Origin of the sequence: Shewanella sp. 10N.286.52.A9 (assembly GCF_041468985.1) — a bacterium.
GTDB lineage: Bacteria > Pseudomonadota > Gammaproteobacteria > Enterobacterales > Shewanellaceae > Shewanella > Shewanella japonica.
Map to the genome: position 1 here is coordinate 65,658 of NZ_JBFRJQ010000017.1, position 11,920 is coordinate 77,577.

The window sequence follows — 11,920 nt, forward strand, 5'->3', positions numbered from 1 at the left end:
TAAATTAATTACCTTTTTATTTTACCTTGTTAGTTTCCTATTTCACTTCTGTATCTTTAGCAGCCGCAAGGCTGCATTTTTTTTAGTTTTTTATGCTACTTAACCGCTATTAATTTTTATGACCTATAACAAATGGCTAAAAATATAGAATAAAGACTAAGGTGTCGATTGTTTTCAATTGACACTTCAAACATACTATGTTTCTATAGGACTTATGAGTGAATTAATATATTACGATTTAAAATGCACCCAAGGAATGTCTCCAAGTCTATCGGTGCAAGTCGCGAAAGAGCTTGGACGCAGAATTGTGTCAGGCGCTTTTGAAGCCCATAGTCTAATTGATGATGAAAATGCATTAGCTGCCCGTTATCAAGTTAGCCGAGTTGTTGTTCGTGACGCAGTTAAAATCCTCGTAAGTAAAGGACTGTTAGAAGTTCGACGTGGAATTGGTACTCGTGTTCAATCTAGAGATAAATGGAATATGCTGGATGACGATATTCTTGCATGGCATTTATCTGCGCCACCAAATCTTAGCTTTTTAAAACAATTGATGGATGTGCGATTGGCTTTTGAGCCTAAAGCGGCAAGGTGGGCTGCTGAGCGTGCTACCGCAGAAGATTTAGCCGACATCGAATCAGCTGTTGAGAGAATGGCTCAAGCTAATAATACCGCAGAAGATTTTATCATTGCCGATTCACTGTTTCATAAGTCAGTGATGAAAGCCGCCAACAATGGCTTTTTAGCGTCAATGGAAGGAGTGATTTACTCTGCGTTATTAGTGAGTATTAAAGTCACGAATAAAGACCCTCGTGAAAATGGGGCGTCGGTGCCTTTTCATCGAGAAGTTTATGAAGCTATTGCAGCTAAAGATGGTGATAAAGCAGAAAAGCTCACTGAAAAATTGCTGAATGATGCCAGTATTCGACTTTCTTTGACTCAAAACAGCAATTAATCGTCTCTGGCGGTTGTCTATTGTCCTAAAATCAGATAAATAGTATGTAGTTATTTTTATGGACAATATAATTACATGAGTGAATTAACATACTACGATTTAAGACGAACAAATTCGATGTCACCGAGTTTACCTGTTCAAGTGGCGAAAGAACTGGGTCGTAGAATTGTTGCCGGCACCTATACTCCTGGGACGTTAATTGATGACGAAAACAAGCTAGCTGAGCGCTTCAAAGTTAGCCGTGTTGTAGTGCGTGATGCCGTTAAAATTCTGGTAGGTAAAGGCTTATTAGATGTTCGCCGTGGTATTGGTACGAAAGTTAAAGCGAGAAATCATTGGGCTTTACTTGACGATGACGTACTGGCTTGGCACCTTTCAGCACCACTGAATCCAGAGTTCCTAACTCAGTTGATGGAGTTTCGACTCGCATTTGAGCCCAAAGCTGCATCGCTAGCGGCCATGAATGCGACCGATGAAGATATTCAAGCAATAGCCGCTGCCCTTGAAGAGATGGCTTCTTCAACCAATGATGTTGATCGCTTTGTCGTTGCCGATGCCCACTATCATGGCGCAATTCTACGCGCATCTCACAATGAATTATTTATTTCTATGGAGTGTGTGATTTTTTCATCACTTTTGGTCAGTATTCGAGTCACCAACCAAAATGATGCAGAAAATAAAAGCTCAATTCCATTTCACCAAGAAGTCTTTGATGCCATTAAAAACCGTAATGGTGAGTTAGCGCAATCGTTAACTGAAACACTATTAAGTGATGCTAAAGCACGACTGACGCAGTTAATGAAGTAAGTTTCTCTTACTAGCAATCATTGTTAAGTTGTAAAACATAAGCCCAACAATAGTTGGGCTTTTTTTGTGCTGACTAAAAACTTTGTGAATATATTTACATTGTTTATCTAAACATCATATGTTTAAATTTGTTTAATAAGGAATCGAGGCAACGTGTTGCTCAATCAGTTAAAAATCAATTGATGTTATTAAAGGAATTATTGTGAGCAAGTTTAATCAAACAAACCAGGGCGATGTGCAAGAACATCAAGATTTGCACATGAACGAGGACAAACAAAAATACAGTCAATCTCAATTAGATGCCGCAACGCATTTATTAAAGCAGCGACAACAAGCTATACCTGTTTCGGATTTACGAAACAATGCGCCTAAGACACTTGATGATGCGTTTGCTATTCAACAAATCATGATGGCTCAAACCTCCAGTGAGCATATTGGGTGGAAATGCTTAATTCCACAACAAAACGGGAATGTGATCGTTGCGCCATTATTATCCCAATTAGCCGCAGAGCAGCAAGATTGTTCAATAAAATCAATAAAAGGTTATGCCCTAATCGAACCTGAAATTGCATTTGTATTAGCAAATGATTTATCTGCAGGTCAAACATACAGTAATGATGAAATCGATGATGCAGTAGGGGAAACACGTTTAGCATTAGAATTAATTGAACCACGATTTTCTAAAGACTACGATGCCAATCATTTTGAACGCTTAGCCGATGGCTTAAGTAATCAAGGCTTGTATTTAGGCCCAGTTATTGACAAATCTATTGCTTATAAAGCTGCAAAAATTGACATTAATATTAGCCAAGAAAAAACTGAGCAAGTCTTTGCAGGTGTTCATCCATGTGAGTTACCTCAGAACCCACTTTATTGGCTTGTTAATCACTTAACAGCAAGAGGAATTTCATTGAGAGCTGGGCAAGTTATTATTACAGGTTCCTATTGTGGTGTTGTAAAGGTAGCGATGAATAGCCCTGTTAACATTAATTACCAAGGGATAGGCCAATTTTCAGTGAATTTTACTGGCTAAGGATATGGCGGGAATTTATTAAAAACAAACTGAGTTATTCGTCGGTTTTACCATAACTCAGTTTTTTTATGTCGTCATTTCAGTCGAGGTGTTTACTTGAATGAATCTAATTTGATTTCTCTGTCAAAAATTCTTATTTTATTTTCTATTATTGTATAAATTATGTTGACTCAGTGACATAACGACATTATTTTGCATCTCCATTTTTGACTTACATTACCAACAAGGAAAAAAATCATGACAGAGCCATCAGCGATCAGTTTGATCCCGCCAGTGGTTGTTTTGATATTAGCAATTGTATTAAGAAGACCTATTTTAGCGTTAGTAATAGGTGCTGTTGTGGGTTTGTTAATGCTTGATCCTGTTGAAGCATTAAATAATTTTTCGGAAATATCGTTAAGTGTCATGGCTGATGAAACCATTGGTTGGTTAATCTTAGTATGTGGCACGTTTGGTGCGCTAATCGCTTTACTCGTTCGAACGGGCGGGGCATTCGCATTTGGAAAAAATGCACTGAAGGTAGCTAAAGGCCCTAAATCATCATTAATGATGACATTTGTTTTAGGTGTTGCCATTTTTATTGATGACTATCTTAATGCATTAACTGTGGGTGAAACCATGAAGCGAGTGACGGATAAATTTCGTATTTCTCGTGAAATGTTGGCGTATGTTGTCGATTCCACAGCCGCACCTATTTGTGTTCTCGTCCCTTTATCGACGTGGGCTGTGTTTTTTGGCGGCTTACTTGTTGATAACGGTATAGCAGAACCTGGGCAAGCAATCTCAGTTTATATGCAAGCCATTCCATATATGCTTTATGCATGGGTTGCTGTGATTATGGTTCCTTTAGTCATTTTAGGGGTGATGCCGCTTATTGGTCCGATGAAAAAGGCTGAGTTAAAAGCAAAGCAAGGTATTGGGATACCGGTTGATGAGTCAGCTGATATTCAAACCAGTAATGACTATGCCGTTAAGGCGATGGAAGATGAATTTAAAACGGCTGATCATCAAGGAAAATTACATAATTTCCTTGTGCCGATTATGATGCTTGTTGGTTTTACCGTATATTTTGATATTGATGTGTGGCTTGGTTTGTTAGCGACCATGACAATTACGATCCCTTATTATGCTGTGCAGCGTTTAATGCCTTTTGCTGAAATGATGGAGCAAATGATTGATGGCTTTAAAAGTATGTTACCCGCAATTGGGACAGTGATAGCAGCATTTATTTTTAAAGATGTATGCGATAAGTTGCTGTTACCTCAATATGTAATTGAGAGCTTAAGTCCCTACATGACAGCACAGTTTTTACCTGCAGTCGTGTTTGTTGCAATGGCATTATTAGCCTTTGCTACGGGGTCAAGCTGGGGGATTTTTGCCGTATCGATTCCCATTGTTATGCCGCTTGCTCAAGCAGTCGGCGCGGACATTCCGTTAGTGATCGGTGCATTACTTTCAGCATCATCCTTTGGGAGTCAAGCTTGCTTTTACAGTGATTCTACAGTGTTAGCAGCGCAAGGTGCAGGGTGTAACTTAGTCAGCCATGCCATCACTCAGTTGCCATACACTTTGATTGCGGCAAGCATCACCGTGATAGGTTTTATTGTGATAGCGTAATAATGTGACCACATGAAGTCGACGCGACTTATCTGTCGTGGCTAATGATGTTAAAACCAGTGCTTGTCACTGGTTTTTTATTATCTGGAGTTCAGCCTAATGAATGACAAGAACACTGAAAAGTTTACGGGTTGTAAAATGGCGTTAATTTCAGGCCGTCAGTTGGTCGTGTATTTAAGAGATAACCTTGCAACCATTCCTTATCCCAATTGTTGGGACTTTCCAGGTGGTGGGCGTGAGGGGAACGAAACAGCTGAAGAGTGTGTGCTTCGTGAATTGAATGAAGAGTTTTCACTTGTTTTAACTAAAGCGTGTTTGGTATATAAACAAATCGACATTAATCAAACTGGTAATGGTAACGCTTATTTTTTTGTAGCTCATATTGATAATGAACAGCTTGATAAGATTAGGTTCGGAAATGAAGGCCAGTATTGGAGGCTGATGGATATTGAAGATTACCTAGATCACCCACAAGCTATTAACTCTTTACAGCAGCGACTTAAACGATATCTAGCCGAAATAGATTATTGATGAATACTTAAAATGACATCAACTAAAACAAGGGTTTGTTTTGTATATTCCAAAAAATCTAAGAATTAATGATTTAACATCCCTCCATAAGTTTGTTGCTGATTATGGTTTTGCTGTCATCACAACTGCGGATCTAACTGCGTCCCATTTACCCTTATTACTTAAACCAGATGAAGGTGAATTGGGCACACTCTATGGCCATATGGCTCGAGCTAATCAGCACTGGAAGATAGCCGATGGGCAGTCAGTTTTAACTGTTTTTTCAGGCCCACATGGCTATATCTCGCCAACATGGTATGAGAGCAGTCCCGCTGTACCCACATGGAATTATGCGGCTGTACATGTAAAAGGGACTGTCACATTGACAGACGATGAAACAACCTTGTCTATACTTAACGACACTATTGCGAAATATGAACCCAGTTTACTGAGTAGTGAAACCCATGGTCATGATGGTTTTATACCGCCTGACTATAAATTGAAGCTAGCCAAAGCGATAGTGGGCTTTAAAGTAAAAATCGATTCAATTGAAGGCAAAAATAAATTAGGCCAGCATCGTTCTCTGGCCGATCAAAAGGGAGTGCTTGCTGGACTAAGCGAATCAAGTCGATTAGACGATCAGGCGTTACTGGCATATACCAAACTGCACTACCAATAACATGAGTAAGCCGCCCATTTAAAAAATCAACATGAAACACCAGTAATCAGTAGTCTATAGGCACATACAGTAAATCGCACAGTAGGGAGCGACAGTGAATCAGCATAATAAGTTTGAGTCTGTTCAACCGGTAGACGGGTATTATATCGATACGGATAAAACTAAAATCGATATAAATGTCGTCTATGGGTATATTTCCAATTCTTACTGGGCGAAAGATATCCCAATTGAAGTGCTGACCAAAGCCATTGCTAATTCATTATGTTTTGCTGTGTATACCGTGGATGATCAACAAGTTGGTTTTGCCCGCCTTATTACTGATAAAGCCTCTTTTGCCTATCTCGCTGACGTGTTTATTCTTGAGCAACACCGAGGTAAAGGATTAAGCAAATGGTTAATCCATGACATTATGACTCATCCTGAAATTGTCGGTTTACGAAGAATGATGCTAGCGACACGTGATGCTCACGGATTGTATGCTCAGTTTGGTTTCCTCCCAATTGAAAATCCAGAGATCTTAATGCAAATTTGGCGTCCTTCAATCTATCTAAGCTCTCAAAATGATGACTAAAAGACGTTAAAACGATGTAATAATCCATATATCGAACAAGATAAAAGTAATCAATTTGCACATTCTGTGACATTTTCAGCTGTTTATTTATTTTCAACCTAGCAATGATAAGTTAAAGTAATTACTTAATATTTTACTATTTTGTACATTACTTTGGGTTTGGTATGTCGAATTCTCAACAAATTGATAAGACACAAGATTTAGATTTTGTCCGTAAAGCAACGCTCGATACGATCGCAAAGACCATGATTCACTCAAGTGAATTACATGGGTTTGGTTTGTTTGCTACAGATGCCATTAAAGATGAGCAAATTCTTTATTTATTTGATGGCCAAGTGGTATCAATTGCAGACTATGAAAAAATCGAGTCGTTTATGGCAAAAGACATTGCCCCTTATTCGAATTACATTTTCATGGAATGTAATTACCTCAATAATGAAACCTTGTTAGTTAGAAATTTCAGAACTAAATACAGTTATATTAACCACTCAAGAACGCCGAATACTGAAATTAGGTATCACCCAATGCGTCTAGTGGCTATCAAAGAGATTCAAGTTGGTGAAGAACTAACAATTGATTATCGCAAAGAGCAACTTTCTGACGACTATCTAACTAACCCAGAAAAACAATTTTTATAATAATAAGAAATCGTTATGCCGAAAATTCGCGTTATGTGTGTACAGCCTATTGAGGTTGATTCAGAGCAATATGAACAACTCATCAGTAAGAAAAGCCGTATTGGCAAGTTAATTGGGACATTTGATAGAAACCATTTCAAAATTGAATGGCTTAAACAATTCAACGCATTACATCGTGATTTATCAAATTTTAAATGTATTTATCGCAGTGAAGAAAGCAAGGTTTCAAATCTTTTATTAAAGCAAGATCTACAGTCTACAGACTTTCATGTAAATGGTTTGCATGACATCAGTGAGTATCTTGATCTTGAAAATACAACCTATGAATTGGTTTTCGATCAACGATTTTTTAACTTTGTTTTGGTTGTTGAAATACACTTAAACTTACCTGATGACAAAACAGCTGAACTATTATCAACAGAGCTGACAGCAGATGAGCTCGCAGAAAATCAAGGCGCTGATTTTTATAATAATCTGAGAAATTTATTAGTAAAAGAGCACGACACTAGCGCACTCAGTCAATGGGGTAATGCAGTACGTTTAGAAGTGTGTAAAAGAATTCAGGCTATTAGCCATATTCCGTTAAAAAGTAGCCACAGACCATTAGCTTATATCGGTAATAATTCAGGAAATTTCACTTTCTTTGTCGAAGCTAGCCCGCAAGATAAACAAATGAAGCAGCAGTTTTTAGCCTGTAATGCTAAAGCTGAGCGTGTTAAAGGTAATAATACGACAATTATCGATAATGATTGTGTACATTATGCCTTTTTCAGTCGTTTTCATACGATTATGACGTTAGATATAGGACGATATTACCGATTTGCGCCGATTCAGCATCATATTCAATCAACTTGGTATTACGTCAGTTTTTATAGCCGTGTCTTAGATAAACTAAATAGTCATATTCTTGCAAATGACTCGAAGAAAACCCTTAACTCAAAACGTAATGTTATTGATGAATATATTAATAAGATTGAGTTGCTACGAATGAATAACGAAAATTTCAAATTAGCAATTGAGTCAGACAACGAAGATGTTTATCAAAAAATTGAGTCTAAATGGAATGTCGAAAGCAGCCTAGAGCATGCTAAAACTTACGTTAGTTTTTTTAAAGACTATTTAGAACGTGCTTACGCTCGTAAAGCAGAGCAATCTAATCGTCGCCAAAATCAAATATTGTTCATCATCTCCTGTATCCAAATTTTGGGGTTGATTAGTATTTGGAGTGATTACCTAGGGTTAAGTAAAATAGAGCGCTTTATTAACTCAACAGGTATTCATACTGGTTCCAACGTCGATACCGTTTTGCAAATCAACACTTGGTTACCACTTGGCCTTATTGCAGTATTGGTTTTGTTGATGATGTTGGCTTATATGCGCCGAGACTAATCATCTTAGAAAAGAAAAAAGGAGCAATTGCTCCTTTTTTTATTGGCTTTGTAATTTTTGGTGTTTAAAAAAACGCGTTAATGGCAGCCAGATAAAGCCACAAAATAACCCACTGAGTACGCCAATAAAATGAGATTCGGTTGCGACACGTGCATTGATAATAGCGCTGACACTTTCGCTGGCACCAAAGTACATTTCGTATCCCACTTTGGCAAATACACCTAGCAATAATAAATAACCTGAATTATAGCCTTTACGTATATCTAATAGGGCACCAAAGGTAAATAGGCCATGTAATAACCCGCTGAGTCCGACATAACCTTTAAGCTCTGGAAAAAACCAGTAAAGACCTAATCCTTCTAATACACACAAACTGATAAACAACGAAGCAAACTGACTTATATGGCCTTTGTAATGAGATTCATGTAAAAATAAAATAACCCAAAAGCCTGCAAGGTTCATTAATAAGTGCCACAAGTTTGTGTGTAACAAATTACCTGTGATGATGCGCCAGTACTCACCTTGAGCGATGTTATCGTAGCGATAACTTAATAGATTATCGACATCAATTGTTCCCAATGGGTTCATCGACAAAACAAAGAATACACAGCATGTAATACTGACCAAAATTGCAAAGTAATAGGCACTTGCACTGTTACGACTTCTTCTTGCCATGTTTAAAGTCCGTTTTACCTTATAATATTGTTTATTATAGTGAATCGTTAACACTTTGCTTAACTAAATGCTGTTAAACACAGTCAGGCAATAGAGGTTTATGGCTGACGTTTCAAATCACCTAGCGATTTGTTGGTAAATGATTTGATAAAGTGACACGCGTTTTAACGCGCTGACTTACGATCTAAATCAGCCATAACGCTTTGACGATTGTTAAGGTAATCCTCTAAACCTCTTTGTCTCAATAAACAAGCTGGGCAATCTTCACAACCACTGCCTTTAATGCCGTTGTAACAGGTTAAGGTGTCATCTTTAACGAGAGTGAGTGAGTGGTACTTATCGGCCAATGCCCATGTTTCAGCTTTATTCAGCCACATAAGGGGGGTAACAATATTGAGCGGTTTGTCCATACCAAGCTCTAATGCTTGTTGCATTGATTTGACAAAATCATTTCTGCAATCTGGATAACCTGAAAAATCAGTTTCACATACCCCAGTGATGATTGCATCGCAGCCTAATTGATAGGCATAAATCCCAGCTAATGTTAGAAATAATATATTGCGACCAGGAACGAAGGTACTAGGTAGGCCATTGTCCATTAATTCATGTGAAACCGGAATTGCATCTCGTGTTAATGAAGAAATGGCTAATTCATTTAATAAACTGACATCCATGACTTTATGGCTTGCTACTTTAAGCTTTTTTGCAAGGGCTTGGGCAATGTCGATTTCTTCTCTATGGCGTTGACCATAGTCAAAGGTAATGGCATGGACTTCATCGTATTGAGTCAAGGCTTGAATAAGGCATGTGGTGGAGTCTTGACCACCTGAAAAAACTACAATTGCTTTGGACATTAAAATCACCGGAAAGACAAATATAAGGTAATGGACGAAAGTCATCATTACTATGCACATGTTTGTCTGTTTATTAATAACAAAAGTGCATTTTATCTTATCCAGTATAAAGTTGGCAAAAACTTGCAGCTAGAAACAAAATCATCTATAAATGCGCCCTTGAAATTAATAAGGCTTGCAAATGAATTATCCTGTAAACGAAGTATTTGAAACAATTCAAGGTGAAGGTAGCTTTACCGGAGTACCTGCCATTTTTGTCCGTTTACAAGGCTGTCCTGTGGGTTGTGCTTGGTGTGATACTCAGCAGACCTGGGAAGTGTTAGCTCAAAACAAGGTAAACCAAGCTGATGTAATTCAAGTTGATGGCACTATTGGACGTTGGGCCGAGCATGATGCCAGTAGTTTAATTCAAGCTTTTCAAACCAAAGGATATACCGCAAAGCACATTGTACTGACTGGCGGCGAACCATGTATGTACGATGTCACTGTTTTAACCAGTGAGTTTATTGCTGCAGGTTATGCAGTGCAGATTGAAACTAGTGGCACTTTTGAAGTGCTGTGCCACGACAAGGTCTTTGTGACGGTTTCACCTAAGGTAAACATGAAAGGCGGATATGAAGTGCTTGAGCAGGCGTTAACACGCGCGAATGAGATTAAGCATCCCATAGCAACACAAAAGCACATTGATGAATTAGATGCCTTATTAGCAAATATTGATACGCAAGATAAAGTGGTGTGTTTACAGCCAATTAGTCAAAAACCTAGAGCGACTGAACTTGCGATGAAAACATGTATTGCTAGAAATTGGCGCCTTTCGATTCAAACACATAAATATTTAGATATTGATTAAATAAAAAACCGCTCATTGAGCGGTTTTTTATTGGTGAGGCTAATTGCTTAAGGTTTTAACGAACCACTATGATTAAATTGTGTAAGTTGCTGGTCGAAAAATGCAGTATCGCCGATGTTTTTACTTATCCACTCAGGGTTGTAATAGGTGTCTAAATACCGATCCCCAGAGTCACATAATAAGGTGACTAACGAGCCTTGCTGATTGCGCTGTTTCATTTCACAAGCTAGCTGAAGAATGCCATAAAGGTTAGTTCCTGTTGACGGACCTACTTTGCGACCAATCAGTTTGGCTAGCCAATTCATTGTTGCTAATGATGCTGCATCAGGTATTTTTTTCATATCGTCCACAACCCCAGCGATAAAAGAAGGTTCGACTCTTGGTCTACCAATCCCTTCAATTTTACTGCCGTTTTCACACGTAATGGTGAGATCTCTTTTGTGGTAATAATCGTAAAACACCGAATTCTCAGGGTCGACCACACATAACTGTGTTGGTAATTGTTGGTAATTTAAGTAACGGCCTATGGTTGCAGATGTACCGCCAGTGCCAGGACTCATGACTATCCAAGCGGGAGTAGGGTGCGGCTCTTTCAGCATTTGGTTAAATATAGAGTCAGCAATATTATTGTTGCCACGCCAGTCGGTTGCTCGCTCTGCATAAGTAAACTGATCCATATAATGACCATTAAGCTCAGTGGCTAACTTTTGAGATTCAGCATAAATTTTACTGCTGTGATCAACAAAGTGGCACTGACCACCATAAAACTCAATTTGTTCAATCTTAGTTTTTGCAGTTGAAGATGGCATAACGGCAATAAATGGTAAGCCTAATAATCTTGAAAAATAGGCTTCGGACACGGCGGTACTGCCTGATGAAGATTCGATTATAGTGGTGTTCTCGTTTACCCATCCGTTTGAAAGCGCATATAAAAAGAGTGAACGTGCTAAACGATGTTTTAAACTGCCTGTAGGATGGGTACTCTCGTCTTTAAGGTATATATCAATACCGGAGAGCTGCGGTAAATCGAGCTTGATAAGGTGAGTATCGGCACTTCGCTGAAAATCTGCTTCAATTTTGGCGATTGCTTGATTTACCCATTGCTTTGACATGATGAGATCCCGATTAACAAATAAAAAATCATCATAGACTCAAAGTGGCAATGCTAAAAGGTATACAGATCACTTTATCGATTAAATAACATTAATTGGCGCATCAAACGGGTATAAATAAAGTTTGTTCGACATATTTACTGCTTTAAAGAGAATAGTCTTGAATAGAGAGATAATGGGAGATATTTGAAGCGAGATATACAAGATAAGAAGTGGTGGAGGGAGAAGGATTC

General features: G+C 38.3%; 13 protein-coding genes. 10 read left to right on the forward strand and 3 right to left on the reverse strand.

Annotation, left to right across the window (positions count from 1 at the left end; all coding sequences use genetic code 11):
- The first annotated feature begins 214 nt into the window (after positions 1–214).
- The 9 genes from AB4128_RS14430 (at position 215) to AB4128_RS14470 (ending at position 8,196) form a co-directional block, all read left to right on the forward strand.
- Positions 215–952, forward strand: a complete 738-nt coding sequence (locus AB4128_RS14430; RefSeq protein ID WP_065108157.1) for a FadR/GntR family transcriptional regulator — start codon at positions 215–217, stop codon at positions 950–952.
- A 75-nt stretch (positions 953–1,027) separates the two neighbouring features.
- Positions 1,028–1,759 (forward strand): FadR/GntR family transcriptional regulator, encoded by a 732-nt coding sequence (locus AB4128_RS14435; RefSeq protein ID WP_372038126.1) that lies wholly within the window; start codon positions 1,028–1,030, stop codon positions 1,757–1,759.
- Positions 1,760–1,961: 202 nt separating this feature from the next.
- Positions 1,962–2,792: a 2-keto-4-pentenoate hydratase gene (locus AB4128_RS14440; RefSeq protein WP_372038127.1), complete on the forward strand. Its 831-nt coding sequence runs from the start codon at positions 1,962–1,964 to the stop codon at positions 2,790–2,792.
- Positions 2,793–3,029: 237 nt separating this feature from the next.
- Positions 3,030–4,409 carry a Na+/H+ antiporter NhaC family protein gene (locus AB4128_RS14445; RefSeq protein ID WP_119969534.1) on the forward strand — a complete coding sequence of 460 codons (1,380 nt, stop codon included), beginning with the start codon at positions 3,030–3,032 and terminating at the stop codon, positions 4,407–4,409.
- Between the two features lie 99 nt (positions 4,410–4,508).
- Complete coding sequence (locus AB4128_RS14450) at positions 4,509–4,940, forward strand: NUDIX hydrolase (protein ID WP_282167605.1); 432 nt, start codon at positions 4,509–4,511, stop codon at positions 4,938–4,940.
- A gap of 40 nt (positions 4,941–4,980) precedes the next feature.
- A complete protein-coding gene (locus AB4128_RS14455) occupies positions 4,981–5,598 on the forward strand; it encodes an FMN-binding negative transcriptional regulator (protein ID WP_282167606.1) in 618 nt (205 codons plus the stop codon).
- 94 nt (positions 5,599–5,692) lie between these two features.
- Positions 5,693–6,169, forward strand: coding sequence for a GNAT family N-acetyltransferase (locus AB4128_RS14460; RefSeq protein WP_372038128.1), 477 nt, complete (start codon positions 5,693–5,695; stop codon positions 6,167–6,169).
- A 164-nt stretch (positions 6,170–6,333) separates the two neighbouring features.
- A complete protein-coding gene (locus tag AB4128_RS14465; RefSeq protein WP_372038129.1) occupies positions 6,334–6,807 on the forward strand; it encodes an SET domain-containing protein in 474 nt (157 codons plus the stop codon).
- A gap of 15 nt (positions 6,808–6,822) precedes the next feature.
- Positions 6,823–8,196 (forward strand): hypothetical protein, encoded by a 1,374-nt coding sequence (locus AB4128_RS14470; RefSeq protein WP_211031157.1) that lies wholly within the window; start codon positions 6,823–6,825, stop codon positions 8,194–8,196.
- 39 nt (positions 8,197–8,235) lie between these two features.
- Here AB4128_RS14470 and rrtA read toward each other — a convergent pair whose 3' ends face one another.
- Together rrtA and queC are read right to left on the reverse strand one after the other, a co-directional pair.
- The gene (gene rrtA / locus AB4128_RS14475; protein ID WP_372038130.1) at positions 8,236–8,871 is read right to left on the reverse strand and encodes a rhombosortase; all 636 of its coding nucleotides are present in this window, start codon (positions 8,869–8,871) and stop codon (positions 8,236–8,238) included.
- 164 nt (positions 8,872–9,035) lie between these two features.
- On the reverse strand, positions 9,036–9,725 hold the full coding sequence (gene queC, locus AB4128_RS14480) for a 7-cyano-7-deazaguanine synthase QueC (protein ID WP_372038131.1): 690 nt from the start codon (positions 9,723–9,725) through the stop codon (positions 9,036–9,038).
- Positions 9,726–9,906: 181 nt separating this feature from the next.
- Here queC and queE point away from each other — a divergent pair, with 181 nt between their 5' ends.
- Positions 9,907–10,575: a 7-carboxy-7-deazaguanine synthase QueE gene (gene queE / locus AB4128_RS14485; RefSeq protein ID WP_372038132.1), complete on the forward strand. Its 669-nt coding sequence runs from the start codon at positions 9,907–9,909 to the stop codon at positions 10,573–10,575.
- 47 nt (positions 10,576–10,622) lie between these two features.
- Here the strand turns inward: queE and AB4128_RS14490 are convergent, their stop codons facing one another.
- The gene (locus AB4128_RS14490) at positions 10,623–11,687 is read right to left on the reverse strand and encodes a PLP-dependent cysteine synthase family protein (RefSeq protein WP_372038133.1); all 1,065 of its coding nucleotides are present in this window, start codon (positions 11,685–11,687) and stop codon (positions 10,623–10,625) included.
- Positions 11,688–11,920: the final 233 nt, after the last annotated feature.

What these genes read in the sequence shown, in the direction of transcription:
- AB4128_RS14435 (WP_372038126.1), top strand. Translation starts at nt 1,028, where the DNA reads ATGAGTGAATTAACATACTACGATTTAAGACGAACAAATTCGATGTCA.
- queE (WP_372038132.1), top strand. Translation starts at nt 9,907, where the DNA reads ATGAATTATCCTGTAAACGAAGTATTTGAAACAATTCAAGGTGAAGGT.
- queC (WP_372038131.1), bottom strand. Translation starts at nt 9,725, where the DNA reads ATGTCCAAAGCAATTGTAGTTTTTTCAGGTGGTCAAGACTCCACCACA.
- AB4128_RS14430 (WP_065108157.1), top strand. Translation starts at nt 215, where the DNA reads ATGAGTGAATTAATATATTACGATTTAAAATGCACCCAAGGAATGTCT.
- AB4128_RS14445 (WP_119969534.1), top strand. Translation starts at nt 3,030, where the DNA reads ATGACAGAGCCATCAGCGATCAGTTTGATCCCGCCAGTGGTTGTTTTG.
- AB4128_RS14470 (WP_211031157.1), top strand. Translation starts at nt 6,823, where the DNA reads ATGCCGAAAATTCGCGTTATGTGTGTACAGCCTATTGAGGTTGATTCA.
- AB4128_RS14450 (WP_282167605.1), top strand. Translation starts at nt 4,509, where the DNA reads ATGAATGACAAGAACACTGAAAAGTTTACGGGTTGTAAAATGGCGTTA.
- AB4128_RS14490 (WP_372038133.1), bottom strand. Translation starts at nt 11,687, where the DNA reads ATGTCAAAGCAATGGGTAAATCAAGCAATCGCCAAAATTGAAGCAGAT.
- AB4128_RS14465 (WP_372038129.1), top strand. Translation starts at nt 6,334, where the DNA reads ATGTCGAATTCTCAACAAATTGATAAGACACAAGATTTAGATTTTGTC.
- rrtA (WP_372038130.1), bottom strand. Translation starts at nt 8,871, where the DNA reads ATGGCAAGAAGAAGTCGTAACAGTGCAAGTGCCTATTACTTTGCAATT.